At 71.4% G+C, this 15,607-nt stretch carries 12 protein-coding genes; 9 read left to right on the forward strand and 3 right to left on the reverse strand.

Annotated elements, in window-relative coordinates; all coding sequences use genetic code 11:
• Positions 1–279 precede the first annotated feature (279 nt).
• Positions 280–792 carry a CAP domain-containing protein gene (locus BLV72_RS44040; protein WP_093469513.1) on the forward strand — a complete coding sequence of 171 codons (513 nt, stop codon included), beginning with the start codon at positions 280–282 and terminating at the stop codon, positions 790–792.
• Position 793: 1 nt separating this feature from the next.
• Here the strand turns inward: BLV72_RS44040 and BLV72_RS44045 are convergent, their stop codons facing one another.
• A complete protein-coding gene (locus tag BLV72_RS44045) occupies positions 794–1,477 on the reverse strand; it encodes a TetR/AcrR family transcriptional regulator (RefSeq protein ID WP_093469515.1) in 684 nt (227 codons plus the stop codon).
• Positions 1,478–1,567: 90 nt separating this feature from the next.
• Between BLV72_RS44045 and BLV72_RS44050 the strand changes: the two genes are divergently transcribed.
• The gene (locus BLV72_RS44050) at positions 1,568–2,527 is read left to right on the forward strand and encodes an NAD(P)-dependent alcohol dehydrogenase (RefSeq protein WP_208905938.1); all 960 of its coding nucleotides are present in this window, start codon (positions 1,568–1,570) and stop codon (positions 2,525–2,527) included.
• A gap of 138 nt (positions 2,528–2,665) precedes the next feature.
• A complete protein-coding gene (locus BLV72_RS44055) occupies positions 2,666–4,918 on the forward strand; it encodes a HelD family protein (RefSeq protein ID WP_093469516.1) in 2,253 nt (750 codons plus the stop codon).
• A 109-nt stretch (positions 4,919–5,027) separates the two neighbouring features.
• On the opposite strand, the gene BLV72_RS44060 is transcribed toward BLV72_RS44055, so the two are convergent.
• Positions 5,028–6,560 (reverse strand): glycoside hydrolase family 28 protein, encoded by a 1,533-nt coding sequence (locus BLV72_RS44060; protein WP_107417538.1) that lies wholly within the window; start codon positions 6,558–6,560, stop codon positions 5,028–5,030.
• A gap of 203 nt (positions 6,561–6,763) precedes the next feature.
• On the opposite strand from BLV72_RS44060, the gene BLV72_RS44065 reads away from it, so the two are divergent.
• The 5 genes from BLV72_RS44065 to BLV72_RS50805 all read left to right on the forward strand — a co-directional run bounded on the left by BLV72_RS44065 (position 6,764) and on the right by BLV72_RS50805 (position 13,655).
• Positions 6,764–7,213: an Immediate-early protein 2 gene (locus BLV72_RS44065; RefSeq protein WP_093469518.1), complete on the forward strand. Its 450-nt coding sequence runs from the start codon at positions 6,764–6,766 to the stop codon at positions 7,211–7,213.
• 223 nt (positions 7,214–7,436) lie between these two features.
• Positions 7,437–9,407, forward strand: coding sequence for a glycoside hydrolase family 84 protein (locus BLV72_RS44070; protein ID WP_093469519.1), 1,971 nt, complete (start codon positions 7,437–7,439; stop codon positions 9,405–9,407).
• Positions 9,408–9,513: 106 nt separating this feature from the next.
• On the forward strand, positions 9,514–10,836 hold the full coding sequence (locus tag BLV72_RS44075; RefSeq protein ID WP_093469521.1) for an NAD(P)/FAD-dependent oxidoreductase: 1,323 nt from the start codon (positions 9,514–9,516) through the stop codon (positions 10,834–10,836).
• A gap of 132 nt (positions 10,837–10,968) precedes the next feature.
• Entirely contained in the window at positions 10,969–12,630 is a 1,662-nt protein-coding gene (locus BLV72_RS50800; protein ID WP_244321306.1) for a discoidin domain-containing protein, read from the forward strand.
• Positions 12,631–12,644: 14 nt separating this feature from the next.
• A complete protein-coding gene (locus BLV72_RS50805; protein ID WP_244321307.1) occupies positions 12,645–13,655 on the forward strand; it encodes a hypothetical protein in 1,011 nt (336 codons plus the stop codon).
• 27 nt (positions 13,656–13,682) lie between these two features.
• Here the strand turns inward: BLV72_RS50805 and BLV72_RS44085 are convergent, their stop codons facing one another.
• Positions 13,683–14,276 carry a TetR/AcrR family transcriptional regulator gene (locus tag BLV72_RS44085; RefSeq protein ID WP_093469522.1) on the reverse strand — a complete coding sequence of 198 codons (594 nt, stop codon included), beginning with the start codon at positions 14,274–14,276 and terminating at the stop codon, positions 13,683–13,685.
• Positions 14,277–14,411: 135 nt separating this feature from the next.
• Between BLV72_RS44085 and BLV72_RS44090 the strand changes: the two genes are divergently transcribed.
• A complete protein-coding gene (locus BLV72_RS44090) occupies positions 14,412–15,602 on the forward strand; it encodes a cytochrome P450 (RefSeq protein WP_093469524.1) in 1,191 nt (396 codons plus the stop codon).
• Positions 15,603–15,607: the final 5 nt, after the last annotated feature.

The following is a 15,607-nucleotide window of genomic DNA, read 5'->3' on the forward strand; positions in this document are numbered from 1 at the left end:
ACTAGCCGACATAGTGGTTTTATCTTCTCTGTCGGAAATAGCGGGTTCCGCGCCCTCCTGCTCCTCGGTGTTCCGGGCCTGTCCTCCACTCGCCTGGTTGTCCGGGATTTCTGATGGGGCGTCGGGTCACCTGAGCACCCCCCGGAACCGGCTCAGCATGTCTCGCCGCTGATCGCAAGCGCCGTCCTCGCTACGAACCCTTGTCGTACGAACACGTGTGTTGCCCTGGGTGGCGACGGCTCCAAGAATGACGGGCCTCAACCGAGTGTGAGGTCACGTATGAGCAAGCACCGCAACAGCACGACGCACCGCAAGATAGCCATCGCCACCCTCGCCGTGGCCGCCGTGGGCATTCCCTCGGCCGCGATGGCACAGTCCGCCACCGCGGGCTCCCCCTCCGCCACCTCCGCGGCCGCCACCGACCAGCAGGAAGTGGTGGATCTGGTCAACAGCGAGCGCAGCAAGGCCGGTTGTGAGCCGCTGACCGTGAACGAGAAGCTGACCAAGGCCGCCCAGGACCACAGCGAGGACATGGCGGCCCACAGCGATATGTCGCACACCGGCTCCGACGGATCCTCCCCGGGCGACCGGATCGAGCGTGCGGGCTACTCCTGGAGCACCTACGGCGAGAACGTGGCCTACGGCTACGAGTCGCCCAAGAGCGTCATGGAGGGCTGGATGTCCAGCCCCGGCCACAAGGCCAACATCCTGAACTGTGACTTCAAGGAGATCGGCGTCGGCGTGGCGCAGCCCGGCCACTACTGGACGCAGGACTTCGGCGCCGCCCGATAGCTCAGCCCTCGGGTGTCCGGGGCAACCGGCCCAGTCCCAGCGGGGCTGGTGGCGGGAGGGGGCGGGCCGGTTCGGCCCGCCCCGTCTCGAAGGACCGCAGGAGGTGGGCGACCAGCCGCCGGGACGCGGCCGGTGCGGTCGCCGCGTCGCCGATGACACCTCTGTTGGCCATGAAGACGAGGCTCAGGTCGGACACGTCGAAGTCCTCGCGCAACCGCCCCGCGGCCTTGGCGCGCCGGACCACCTCGGCGAAGCCCTCCTCGATACGCCGCCGCTCCCGATCGAAGCCGACCGCGTCGGGGAACGACGACAGTACGGCGTCGTTGAACTCCCGGTCCTGGGCCTGTGAGGCACACACCGTCTCGATGGTCCGGCGGAAGGCCCGCCACGCGTCCTCGTCGGCCAGGGCGTCGTCGACGATCGCCGAACAGGCGGCGAACTCATCGGAGAACACCGCCGTGACCAGTGTCTCGCGGGTGGGGAAGCGCCGGTAGAGCGTGGCCACCCCGACTCCGGCATGGCGGGCGATGGTGGCCATCGGCACATCGATCCCGCGCGAGACGAACAGCGCCCGGGCCGTCTCGAGGATGCGCCGGCGATTGGACTCCGCATCGGACCGCAACCCTGAGCTCTGGACGGCCGGATCCCCGGTGACGGGCGCTATGTGAGAGACGCGGGAAGGCATGTTTCTTACATTACGCCGCCCCGGCGGTTCGACCCTTTGTGCGCATTAGCGTGGCGGCCACCCCGATGTGCGAAAGGGACGATGAGGGCGATGAGTGAGATGCGTGCGGCGCGGTACGACCGGTACGGGCCTCCCGAGGTGCTGTACGAGGGCACACTGCCCAAGCCGGTGGCCGGTCCGCGGGAGGTGCTGGTGCGGGTGCACGCGACGAGTGTGAACGGTGGCGAGCTGTCGGGCCGGGCGGGCAAGCTGAAGCTGGTGACCGGGCGGAAGTTCCCCAAGGGCACCGGTATCGACATCACCGGGGAAATCGCCGAGGTAGGTTCCTCCGTGGGCCATCTCGCGGTGGGCGACCGGGTGTGGGGGGCGACGCCGCGCGGGACGTTCGGGGCGGCTGCCGAGTACGTGGTCGTCCGGCCACGTCAGCTCTCCTTCGCGCCCGACGGTATCGATCTGGTCCGGGCCGCTGCCCTGCCCGGAGTCGGCACCACGGCCATCACGGCGCTGCGCGACAAGATCGGCCTGAGGAGCGGGGAGCGGCTGCTGGTGCGCGGGGCGGCCGGCGGTGTCGGCAGCGTCGCCGTGCAGCTCGGACACGCGCTCGGCGCCCATGTCACCGCGCTCGCCGGAGCGAAGGCGCTCGACCTCGTCCGGGAGCTCGGAGCCGATGAGGCGTATGACTACCGGACCACCGGGCCGACCGACCTCGGCCCCTTCGACGCCGTACTGGACACAGTGGGCACCGGGCTCGGCGCGTACCGCGGGCTGCTGTCGCCCGGCGGTCGCATGGTGTCCATCGCCTTCGACGCAGACCGTCCGCTGGCTTCGCTGGGCTCCATCCTCGTCTCCACCCTGCATGGCTCACGGCGGGTGCGGGCCTTCTCCGGCAATCCCACGCATGAGCTCTTCGCGGACCTCGCCGCCTATGTGGGTAACGGGGCGATCCGGCCGGTCGTCGACACCGTTCATCCGCTCTCCGACATCGCGAAGGCCCACCGCGCCATGGAAGCCGGCGGTGTCCGCGGCAAACACGTCATCCAGGTGGTCTGAGGGCCATAAAACAGAGAAACGCCCCGGCTGCCTTGACGGCCGGGGCGTTTCTCGGCGTATATTGGGGATTTCCATGTGCCAATGAATTTATGGCATAGGGAAACCTGATGAAGTCATCGTATCCCGGCGGGAGTCGAATTGTCAAACGAGGAATGGGACCGTGAGCAAGAATTCCTGGATCTGCTCAACGGGCGCCTCGCCGAGCTCAGGGCACGAGCCGAGGAGTCGGTGACCGAAGCGCTGTCCTTGGAGGGCACCACCTTCCAGGCTCGGCTGGAGCGCGATGTGCTGGTGGCCGAGCGGTCCGGTCTGCTCGCCGCGTTCGAGGCGGGGGAGCGGGGGCTGTGCTTCGGCCGGCTGATGTTCCGCGACGGCCGGGACCACCACATCGGCCGCATCGGCATCCGGCGCGATGACGAGGACCGCACCCCGCTGGTCATCGACTGGCGGGCCGATGTGGCACGTCCGTTCTACCTCGCCACCGGGCACACCCCCATGGGTTTGCGCCGTAGGCGCCACATCACCACCGAGGGCCCCAAGGTCACGGGGTTGCACGACGAGATCCTGGATCTCGCGGACACCATACGGACCGGGCATGAGGGGTCCGACGCGGACGCCGTACTGCTCGCCGCGCTCGATGCCGCGCGCACCGGCCGGATGCACGACATCGTGCAGACCATCCAGGCCGAACAGGACCAGATCATCCGCGCCCCGCACCAGGGCGTCCACGTGGTCGAGGGTGGCCCCGGCACCGGGAAGACCGTTGTCGCGCTGCACCGCGCCGCGTATCTGCTCTACGCGCAGCGGGAGTTGCTGGCCCGTCGCGCGGTGCTGATCGTCGGGCCCAACCCGGCGTTCCTCGGCTACATCGGAGAGGTGCTGCCCTCGCTCGGCGAGACGGGCGTGCTCCTCGCCACGCTCGGTGAGCTCTTCCCCGGGGTGACCGCCACCGGCACCGACACCCCCGAGGCCGCCGAGGTCAAGGGCCGCGCCGAGATGGCGGATGCCCTGGCCCGCTTCGTACGGGACCGGCAGACGCTGCCCGACCCCGCGATCGTGATCGAGCACGACGACGGCGAACTGGTGCTGGACCGGGACATCGCGTCCGAGGCCGGCCACAAGGCCCGGGAGACCGGGCTGCCGCACAACCTCGCCCGTCCGCACTTCGCGTTCCGTATCATCGACGACCTCACCGATCAGCTCGTCGACCGGATCGGCGCCGACCCCTACGGCGGGCCCAACCTCCTCGGCGCGGACGACGTCGCCCAGCTCGGCAAGGCGATCGCGGTCAACCCCGAGGTGCACGCCGCCATCGAGCAGCTGTGGCCGGCCCTCACCCCGCAGCAGCTCGTGGCCGACTTCCTCAGCGACCCCGTCCACCTCTCCGCCGCCGACGCCGCGGCGATCCGCCGCACCGACGGCGAGTGGACCCCCGCCGATGTCCCGCTGCTGGACGAGGCCGCCGAACTCCTCGGCCACGACGACTCGGCCGCCCGCGCCGCCGCGGAGGCCGAGCGCCAGGAGCGCATCGACTACGCCCAGGGCGTGCTCGACCTCTCCTACGGATCCCGCACCCTGGAGTTCGAGGACCGCGACGACGAGGAGTCGGAGGTGCTGGCCGCCCACGACCTCATCGACGCCGAACGGCTGGCGGACCGCTCCGAGGAACGCGACCACCGCAGCGCCGCCGAACGCGCCGCCGCCGACCGCACCTGGGCCTTCGGCCACATCATCGTGGACGAGGCCCAGGAGCTGTCCGTGATGGCGTGGCGGCTGCTGATGCGGCGCAGCCCGACCCGTTCGATGACACTGGTCGGCGACCCCGCGCAGACCGCGGAACCGGGCGGCTGCGGCTCCTGGTCCTCGATCCTGGAGCCGTACGTGGGCGACCGCTGGGAGCACACCCGGCTCGGCGTCAACTACCGCACCCCCACCGAGATCATGGAGATCGCGGCGCGGGTGGCCCGCACCGTCGACCCCGCCTTCCAGCCGCCGCGCTCGGTCCGCGCCACGGGGGTACGGCCCTGGGCGGAGCACACCGGCGATCTGCCCGGAGCGGTGGCCGCGGCCGTGGCGCGGGAGACCCGCACCGAGGGCCGTGTCGCGGTGATCGCCCCGGGGGACCGCCTTGACGCGCTGTCAGCCGCCCTCCCGGAGGCGTCCACCGGCCGGTCCCCGGACCTGACCAGCGCGGTGGTGCTGCTCGACCCCCGGCAGGCCAAGGGGCTGGAGTTCGACACGGTGATCGTGGCCGAGCCCGATGAGTTCGGCACCAGCGACCTCTATGTGGCGCTCACCCGGGCCACCCAGCGGCTGGGCGTGGTGCACACCGGGCCGCTGCCGGAGGGGCTGCGCGACCTGACCGACCTGTCCGAGCCAAGCGCCGCATAGGAGAAAGGCGGGCGACCGCGGCGGTCACCGCCGCCGTCGCCGTCCGCCGCCGAGCAGGTGCCGCGCCGCTGGTGGCGGGGGTGACGGGGGTGTGGTCAACTGCCGTCGGTTATGACGTGCGTCGTGATGACGAGCAGTTCTCGCTGGAGCCGCTGGCGCTCACCCGCAGCGCGCCGCCGGTGGTGTCGGCGCTGTCGGCGAGGCAGTAGCCGGACACGTTCTGGAGGATGACGTCCGCCGGGCTGTCGCTGCCGCGCTGTGCGGTGAAGCGGTTGAAGCTCAGCGCGGTCCCGGAGTCGGCGATGACCGCCGGACGGCCGTCGTTCTTGGCGAACCTGACCGAGCTGTCGTTGAACGTGATGTGGTCCGCGTTGTGCAGATACCAGCCGAAGGCGGGACGGGTGCCGATGCTCTTCGGGTTGTAGTCGTCGGAGTCGTTGCTGGGAACACCGGTGGACATGGTGCCGTTGCCGCCGGGCACGGTGAGATTGACGTGATGGAAGGTCACGCCGCTGATGTGATTTCCACCGGACTCGCCCCACAGCGTCGGGCTGAAGGAGGGGGTGTTCCCGGCGCCGGTGATGTTGTCGTAGGTGATGTCGCTGATGTGGCCGACTCCCGGATTTCCCCCGCACCGTTTTCTCGTCCCGATCTTCTGCATGATGGGGGAGTGCACATTGGTCATGGTGATGTCGCGATAGTGCACATCGGAGATGTTGGCGCCGTCCATGGAGACCATGCCGAGCCCGGACTTGTCCGCACCGGTGATGGTGATGCCCTGGAAGACGTAGTCCGTGAAGTCACCACAGGTTTCGGAGCCGAACATCAGGGCGTTGCAGCATTTCGCGGAGAGATGTGAATCGGTCACCCGCACATGGCCGCTGGGCAGCTTGGCGCCCAGGGCGTAGTCGCTCTTGAAGGCGAGTGCGTCGTCATTGGCGGCGATATTGGCGTTGGTGACCGTGACATTGGTGGTGCTGATGATGTTCCAGCCGTCGCGGTCGCTCGCCGTGTCGATGGTGAGATGGTCCGAGGTCACGTTCTTGCAGCCGTTGATGAGGGCCGCGAAGTGGCCACCGCGCCGCAGAGTGATCCCGTCGAGGGTCAGCCCGTCGCAGCGGGTCAGAGAAATGATCTTGTCCGCCTCGCCGGAGTCGGGGTTGCCGGTGATGAGGTTGCCCGCGCCGTCGATGGTTCCCGAGCCGGTGAACCCGATGTCGGTGAGCTTGTCGCCGTAGAACATCGCGTTGTGGAAGTGGCTGTGGCCGTAGTCCTGGTAGTCGTCGTTCGGATTGGACTCGGGCTTGTCGTAGGTGTCCGCGCTCGACCCGAGGATGGTGGCCCCGGAGTCCAGCTGAAGGGTCACCTCGCTCTTGAGGTGGACGGTGTTCTTGGACTTGTACTGTCCCGACGGGAAGCGGACGATCCCGCCTCCGGCGCTGTTGGCCGCCGTGATGGCCTTCTCGATGGCGGCGGAGTCATTGCTCGAACCGTCGGCCTTCGCGCCGTAGTCCATCACGCTGAACGCCGGGGCCGCGGCGGCGGCCTCCTCGGGGGCGGGGGCGGCGGTCGCCTGGGGCACCTGCGCTAACCCGAAGACGGCGGCGAGTGCGAGCGCCGCGCCTGCGGCGAGTCTCTTCATCTCTCGTTCTCCTTCTCCTATGGAGCCGTGGAGATCCGACGTGTTGCTAGGTCTGGACCTATTTGACCTGCAATGATCCCCTTGTCGGGGTGACTTTTCTCGATGCGGGCCAGGAAAGGTAGGATCTCTCCCTCTCTGTGGAAAGTAACAGGCGGATATGAGCTGTCAATGGCCTCCGGCCGCCGATCACCTACGATCGCGCTGTGGCCCACTTCCGCATCCAGCGGTGCACCCCCCTGCCCGTCGGCGAGACCTGGCGACGGCTCACCGACTGGTCGCGCCATGGCGCCCATGTACCACTGAGCGGCGTCACCGTCCGTCCGGCGGGGCCGACCCGGGTGGGCACCGTGGTCGTGGTGCGCACCGGCGTCGGCCGCGCCGGATTCGACGACCCCATGGAGGTCGTGCGCTGGGACCCGCCCGCCGACGACACTTCTGGCGGTGACACTCCCGGCATCTGCAGGCTGGAGAAGCGCGGCTCGGTGGTCCTCGGATGGGCCGAGATCGAGGTGCGCCCCCGGGACGGCGGGTCCGAGGTGGTGTGGCGCGAGGAGGCGCGGCTACGGGGGCTGCCCAGGCTGTTCGACCCGCCCACGGCCTGGTCCGGCCGGCTGCTCTTCGGCCGGGTGGTCGACGCGCTGATCGAGGACTGACGGGCGCGTTGTTCCCGCCCCGTGCCCGGCTCTCAAACCGCCCGCCCGGCACGGCAATCGACGACCGGCGACAGGTCCGATCATTCGCGCTCACCGCTGGGTAGGGATACGCCGGGCCCCACCGGGCCCGTACCGCGCACGGCACCCCGCACACGCCCGGCATCACCGCACGGCACCGCACCGCCCCCCCGAAGGCCACCGAACGCCACGGAGAAGATGTCCCATGCGCAGTCGCTCCAGCACCCTGGCCCGCGTCACGGTGTTGTTCACCCTCCTCGCCCTGCTGCTGCCCACCGGCGCGGCCGCCACCGCGGCCACTGCCGCCGCCCCCGGGCCGCTGCCGGTCGTCACCCCGCACCCGCAGGAGATGTCCCGCATCGGAGCGGACGTCCACGTCCCCGCCCGTGTCCGCCTCGTCGTCGCGGACGGTGTGGACCGTCCGACACGTGAACTCGTCACCTCCGTGCTGCGCCGCGCGGGGGCCTCGCGGATCCAGGACGGCCCGGGGCCGACGCTGACCGTGACCGTCGGCCGGATCACCGACGCCCGGGTGGCGCGGGCGCTCCGGGCCGCCGGGGGCCGGGTGCCCGGCGAGCTTCCCGCCGAGGGCTACGCACTGGCCGCGGGACGCGCCTCGGTGGCGCTCGCGGGCGCCGACTCGGACGGGACGTACTACGCGGCGCAGACGCTGCGTCAGCTCGTATCCGGCCACCGGACCATCGCGTCCGTCTCCGTCGCGGACCATCCGCTGATGCCGCTGCGCGGGGTGATCGAGGGCTTCTACGGAAGTCCCTGGACCCATGCCGAGCGCATGGACCAGCTGGCGTTCTACGGGGACGTCAAGATGAACACCTACATCTACGCGCCGAAGGACGACCCCTACCACCGGGAGAAGTGGCGCGAGCCGTATCCGGCCGCCAAACTCGCCGAGCTGGGCGAGCTCGTCCGGCAGGCCACCGACCACCATGTGCGGTTCACCTTCGCCGTCTCGCCGGGGAACTCCATCTGCTACAGCGACCCCGCCGACACCGCCGCGCTGGAGGCCAAGCTGGACGCGGTCTACGACCTCGGGGTGCGCAGCTTCTCCATGCCGCTGGACGACATCAGCTACACCCGCTGGAACTGCGAGGCCGACCGCGCCACCTACGGAGACCCCTCGTCGGAGGCGGCCGCCGAGGCGCAGTCCGACCTGCTCAACGCGGTGCAGAAGGAGTTCCTGGACGAGCGGGCGGACACCAGGCCGCTCCAGATGGTGCCGACCGAGTACGGGGATGTCACCGACACCCCGTACAAGCGCGTGCTGCGCGAGCGGCTGGACGCGCGGGTCGAGGTGATGTGGACCGGAACCGATGTGGTGCCGCCACACATCACCGTCGCCGACGCGGAGCGGGCCGCGGCCGTATGGGGGCGCAAGGTCTTCGTCTGGGACAACTACCCGGTCAACGACTACGGCCAGGCCGAGGGCCGACTGCTGCTCGCCCCTTACGACGCCCGCGAGCCCGGCCTGCACCGGCAGCTCTCCGGACTGGTGCTCAACCCGATGAACCAGGCCGCCGCCAGCAAGGTCGCCCTCTTCGGCGGGGCGGACTTCGCCTGGAACGACACCGGCTACGACGCCACCCGCACCTGGGGGGCCGCCGCCCGCTACCTCGCCGGGGACGGCCCCGGCGAGCGTGCGGACCGTACGGCCTCCACCGTTCGCTCACTGCTGGCCTTCTTCGACACCCAGCATCTCGCGCCCACCTTCGGCGCCGAACCGTGGCAGCCGCAGGCCCCCGAACTCGCCGCCCGGCTGGACCGGTTCCGCACCGCCTGGGAGGCGGGGCACGAACGAACGGCGCTGCGGGATCTGCGCCCGTACGCCCGGCTGCTCGCCACCGCCCCCGAGCGCATCCGGGCCGGTGTCGCGGACCAGGGATTCGTGGCCGACTGCGCGCCCTGGCTGGACGCGCTGTCGCTGTGGGGGAGCGCCTTCGAGCGCACCCTGGACGCGCTGGGCGCCCGTCTCGACGGCCACGACGCCGAGGCCGCACGGTGGTTCGCCGAAGCGGCGGAGGACGCGAAGCGCGCCGGTGAGATCCGCACCATCCCGGGCGAGACCCGCCCCGAGGGACCGGTGCGCATCGCCGACGGGGTGCTCGACACCTTCATCGCCGAGGCGGCCGAAGCGGGCCGGCCCTCCCCAACCGCCTGAGCCTCCGAAGCGGTGTCTCCCGACGAGGGTGGTGACGCTCGGATGATTGTGCACTACGCTCCGTAGTATGGGGGTACAGGGGGAAAGTACGGGGCGAGGGGCCGCGGTGGTGATCGGCGGAGGTCTCGCCGGGATGCTGGCCGCATGGGCGCTGCGTGGATATGCCGAGCGCATTGTCATAGTCGAGCGCGACCGCTATCCCGAGCGGCCCGCGTTCCGCTCGGGGGTTCCACAGGCGCGCCACGCACATCTGCTGCTGGAGGCCGGGCATCGGGCGCTGGAGGCGCTGATGCCCGGTGTGCGCGAGGAGTTGACGGCCGCCGGCGCGGTGCGCGTCCCCATGTCGGGCGTGCGCTGGCTGAGCGCGGCCGGATGGCTCGCCAAGTACGGGAGCGAGGTCGCGTTCCTCTCGTGCACCAGACCGCTGCTCGACCATACGGTGCTGCGCCGGGTGCGCGGCGAGCCCACGGTGCGATGGCTGGAGAACACGGACGTCGTCGGGCTCCTCGGCGCACCGGGCGAGGTGACCGGCGTCCAGGTCAGGGCGCGTGGCGACGCCCGCGCCCAGGTGCGCGAGGTGCGCGCGGAGCTGGTGGTCGACGCCTCCGGGCGCACCTCCTCGCTCCCGTCCTGGCTGACCCGGCTGGGCTGCCCGCCCGCCGCCGAGGAGCGCGTCGACGCGGGCGTGTCCTACGTCAGCCGGCTCTACCACCGCCCCGCCGGGCCGGATCCGGGCTTCCCCGCGCTCTATCTGCAGACCAAGGCCCCGGACGCGCCGAGGCTCGGTGTGGTGCTGCCCGTGGAGGACGGGCGGTGGATCGCCAGCGTCGGCAGTATGCGCGGGGCGCAGGCCGAGCCCGGTGCGGCCGGTTTCGACCGGCAGTTGCGGCTGCTGCGGGACCCGAGCCTGCGCGAGCTGCTGGCCGGGGCCGAGCCCGCCGGTGCGGTCCGCGGCTTCTGGCCCGGCCCCAGTGTGCGGCGGCACTACGAGCGCCGGGCGCCGCGGGGGCTGGTCGTCGTCGGCGACGCCGTGTGCACCTTCAACCCGGTCTACGGCCAGGGCATCACCGTGGCCGCGCTCGGCGCCCGCGCCCTGCGGGCCGCCGCCGAGCGCCACGGCGGCATCGGCCCCCGTACGGCGCACACCGCCCGTAAGGGCATCGCGGCCGCCACGAACACCGCCTGGATGCTGTCCTCCAGCGAGGATGTGCGCTTCCCCGCCACCACGGGCGGCCCGGCCGGAGTGTCGGTACGGGCTCAGCACCGCTACCTGGACCGGGTCATCCGGGGTGCCACCGTCGACCCGCGGGTCTGCAAGGCCCTGCACGAGGTGATGTCGCTGGTCGCCGCCCCCACCGCGCTGATGCGGCCCGCCATCCTGGGAGCCGTGCTGCGCGGGGGAGGGGGCGGCCGACCCGCATCCCCCTAGTGATCGTCGTAGCAGCCGGACGGTGCCGGTGGACCGCCCTAGCATCGACAGCATCCGGGTGTTGAGGCCACCCGCACCCCTGCCCCGACGACACGTCAACGGACGTCCAGACGGCCCCATCAGGAGCACAGCGTGCGAGCGACTTTCGCGGATTTCACCATCGATCCGCCTCGATTCGGCAATGGCACGGCCCGGTACGAGCGATGCCATCCCGACCGTGACCGCCTCGCGATCGGCGCGGGCGGACGGGTCGAACTCGACTTCGCGCTGGACGACGGCGAACTGCCGGAACAGCTCACGCTGACCCTGATCGCACGGGTCTCACCGCTGGGCGAATCACTAGGATGCGCGCCGATCGACATCACCGTCAACGGGCATGCGGTGATCGAGCAGTTCACCGTGCCCGGCGGCGCCCGCCCCCGGGAGGTGGCCTTCGCGGTCCCCGGTGAGGCGCTGGTGGCGGGCACGAACACGCTGTGCGTCCGCGGCTGCGCCGAGGCACGCGGCCTGCTCTGGCTGTACCGCATCACCGTCGAGCCCTCCCGTATCTGCGCCCGTGTCCATCTCATGACGGAGGAGCAGCCCGCCGAGGCCGCTGTGTGCGTCTACCGCACCGAGTGGTGCGCCCCGGGCTCCGCCGAATGGCGGCCCGCCCCGCGGCTGCTGGTCCATCTCGACCGGGGCGAGGGCTCGCTCCCCGCCCGGCTCGCCTGGCGCGGGCAGGACGGCGCGGAGGCCTCGATCGGCTTCCAGCCGGCGATGACGGAGTTCTACGGACACCGCCGGGCCGCCGACGGCACGCTCACCGAATACCGGGGGGCGCTGGAGGGCCGCTCGGCCCTCCGGGACAGTGCGTTGGAAGAGGTGATGCACCGCTTCCGTACGGAGGAGGGCGGTGCGGCCGGGGGCGGCCGCCACCTCCGCCGGGAGCTGCGCCTGCTGATCGAGGACGGGGGGCCGCCCGTCGAGCGGGTGATCTGGGGCGACCCGTCGGGACACTCGGGCACGGTGTCGCTGCTGGCCGCCGAGCCCGGTCCGGAGGCCGAGGTGACCGACCTGGTCACCAGGGTCCGGGCGCACAGCGAGTTCACCGACGCGGGCGAGGTCGCGGAGAACCTGCTGCACGACTCATGGCACAAGTGGCTGGGCCATGGCGGCCGCGCCTGGCTGGAGTTCACCCTGCGGCGACCCATCGCCGTCGGCCACTACGTCCTGACCTCGGCGAACGACGTCCCCGGCCGCGACCCGAGGGACTGGACCCTCAAGGGTTCGAACGACGGCGAGCACTGGGTGGACCTCGACACCCGCGTCGAGGAGAGCTTCGCCCATCGCCATCAGCCCCGCGGGTTCACCTTCCCCGCCCACACGGCCTACGGCCACTACCGCCTGGAGATCACCCGGAACGCGGGGGAGGACCATGTCCAGCTCTCCCAGGTCCGGTTCTTCACCTCCGCCCCCCACCCTCGGGGCTTCATCGGCCACTACCAGCGGGCGGGCGAGGCGCCGACCGGATACCACGGCACCTCGCTGTCGGCCGCCCCGGAGCCGGATTCGGCGAAGGCGCTGCCGCGGACCGTCGAGCAGTGGCGGTCCTATCTGGCGGAGTACAGCGCGGCCATCTTGCGGGTGGCCGACGACGAGGACCTGAGCGAGGTCGGCGACGACCAGCGGGCGGCCGGCTGGCTCGGGTTCGAGGGCGCGGACGAGGAGAGCGTCCTCACCCTGGAGGAGCGGCTCGGCACCCGGCTCCCCCGAGCTACCGGGCCTTCCTGGGCGCCTCCGACGGCTGGCTGAACATCAGCCCGTTCATGTGGCGGATGCGGGCGGCCAAGACCGTCGGCTGGCTGCGCGAGGCCGACCCCGAGACCTGGGCCGTCATCCGCGGCGGCGAGGGCGAGGACTGGGACGACACCGCGTTCATGGACCGGGCGCTGCTGGTCTCCGAGGAGGGCGACGCCCAGCACTGGCTGCTGGACCCCGCGGATGTGTCCGAGGACGGGGAGTGGGCCGCGTACATCTGGGCGAGCTGGTATCCGGCCCTGGGCGACCGGCACGCCTCGTTCGCCGAGCTGGTCGCCGAGGAGCGCACCGGTTTCGAGGACCAGGCGGCCCTGGAGATCCGCATGGCGCGCCCCGGGAGCGCCGGGGAGCTGGTGGCCGAGGGCCGGGCGCAGGCCCTGCGGGGCGAGGTGCGCAAGGCGATGGCCACCTTCGAGCAGGCCGCGGTCAAGGGCTCGGGCGCCGGCGCGTACCTGGGGACCATCCTGGGGGCGTTCCTCGACATCAGCGTCGCCCACCACTGGATCCGCAACCGCGTCCTCGGGGACCCGCACGTCATCGAGGTGATCGGCATGGAACAGATACGGGCCGAGGCCGCCCCGCTCTATCTGCGCTGTGCGGCCGAGGAATGGACCGGGGCCCCCGGAGGCTATGTCTCGGCCCTCGGTGACATCCTGCCCCGGCTCCCGGACGGCGTGGACGGGGTCGTGGGCGCGGGCGGTGTGTCCGCGGGGAGCGCCGCCGCCGAGGGCGACGACACCGCCGCCTGGGTGGCCAGGGCCGCCGCCTTCGTCCCCCCGGCCCTGCCCGAATCCCGCACCTTCCAGCAGGCGCTGGACCTGGCCAGGGCGCTGGCCGACCGCGGCGCCATCGATCAGTCCTGGGCCGTGATCGAGGCCGCCCTGCCCCACTGGCACTCCGACTCCCCGCACCGCATCGCCCCGGTCGTCCTTCTCACCGATCCGGCGTTCCGCGAGGTGATCACCCCGGCCCGGGCCCGTCGCGTCGTCACCACGCCCCGGGGAGAGTTCCGCGAGTAGGCCCCCGCCCTCCTGTGGCCCGCTCTCCTACGGCCTGCCGTCCGCCGCCGGAAGGCCGTCCAGCAGGGTGCCGAGCGCGGCCGTCACCAGCGCGCACACCTCGTCCGGGTCCGCGTCGGCCAGCGGCTCCTTGCCCACGAGCACCCGCATCATCCCTATGCCGAGCAACCAGGACAGCGCCAGATCCGCCCGCAGCTCCTGGTTGTCGGCGCTGGACAGGGAGGCCAGCACCCGCGCGTAGTCGTCGCTGATGGCGCGCACGGCCGTACCGATCTCGTCACCGCTGTCCACCGAGCGCAGGAGCGTCGCCAGCGCGCGGGTGCCCGGTTCCTTCGCGCCGTGGCCCAGCAGCCCGCGCAGGGCGGTCTCCGGCAGCTCATGGGGCGGGGTGGTGCGCAGCTGCTCCTCCCCGTTGTGCGCGATCACCTCGCCGAACAGCGCTCTCTTCGAGCCGAAATAGCGGAACAGCAGCGCCTGGTTGACTCCCGCGCGATCGGCGATGTCCCGCACCGTCGCCCGTTCATAGCCCCGCTCGGCGAAGAGCGCCGCCGCGGCCTCCATCAGCCGCCGACGTGTGTTCCGCGCGTCCCGCCGCTGTCCCTCGGACACGGTCGTCCCCATCACGACACACCCCTCTCGTCAGCTTGCGGCGATGTACCCGTCGGACCGTCAGATCAACGGCGCAAAGGGGCCGTTGACCGTACCAGCCGACGGCTCCTACGTTTGTAAGCACGTGCTTACGCAAGGGAGGCCACGGTGACCACAGCGGAGACGACACCCCTCACCTATCCCTTCAACTCCTCCGACGGGCTGGCGCTCAGCGAGGCGTACGAAGAGGCCAGGAACCGCACGGGATTACTCCGGGTGCGCTTGCCCTACGGCGAGCCCGCCTGGCTGGCCACGCGGTACGCCGACGCCCGGCTGGTGCTCGGCGACCGGCGCTTCAGCCGTGCGGAGGCGCTCCACCACGACGAGCCACGGCAGTCCGAGGGCCGGCGCGACAGCGGCATCCTGACCATGGACCCGCCCGACCACACCCGGCTGCGCACCCTCGTCGCCAAGGCGTTCACCGTTCACCAGGTGGAGAAACTCCGGCCCTGGGTCCGGCAGTTGACCCATGACCTGCTCGACGACCTGGAGGCGGCGGGGCCACCGGCCGATCTCGTGGACCGCTATGCCCTGCCCATTCCGGTCGGGGTCATCTGCGCCATGCTCGGTGTCCCGGAGGAGGACCGGCCGAAGTTCCGGACCTGGAGCGACGCCGCGCTGTCCACCAGCTCGCTGACCGCCGAGGAGTCCGCCCGCAACACCGATGAGCTGCGCGCCTATATGGCCGGGCTGATCGAGGCCCATCGTGGCAGCCCCCAGGACGACATCATGACCTCGCTCATCGAGGCGAGGGACGCGGGCGACCGGCTGTCCGAGCTCGAACTCGTCGATCTGTGCGTGGCCATCCTGGTGGCCGGGCACGAGACCACGGCCACCCAGATCCCCAACTTCGTACTGACACTGCTGGAGCATCCGCAGGAGCTGCGGCGGCTGCGCGAGAACCCCGATCTGCTGAACGGTGCCGTCGAGGAGCTGCTGCGCTTCGTCCCGCTGGGCATGGCGGCCTCCCAGGCCCGCTACGCCACCGAGGACGTCGAGGTGGGCGGCACCCTGGTGCGCGCCGGGGAGCCCGTGCTGGTCGCGGTGGGCTCGGCCAACCGCGACGCGCTGCGCTTCGACGAGCCGGGCGTTCTGAACGTCGCCCGCCCCGCCACCCAGCACCTCGGCTTCGGCCACGGTGTGCACCACTGCCTGGGCGCGCCGCTGGCCCGGCTGGAGCTCCAGGAGGCGCTCGGCGCGCTGATCACCCGCTTCCCGGAGTTGCGGGCGGCCGGGGATGTGGAGTGGAAGGGCCAGATGCTGGTCCGCGGGCCCCGTGTCATGCCGATCGCGTGGTGAGCGGG

Source organism: Streptomyces melanosporofaciens (genome assembly GCF_900105695.1).
Taxonomy (GTDB): Bacteria; Actinomycetota; Actinomycetes; order Streptomycetales; family Streptomycetaceae; genus Streptomyces; species Streptomyces antimycoticus.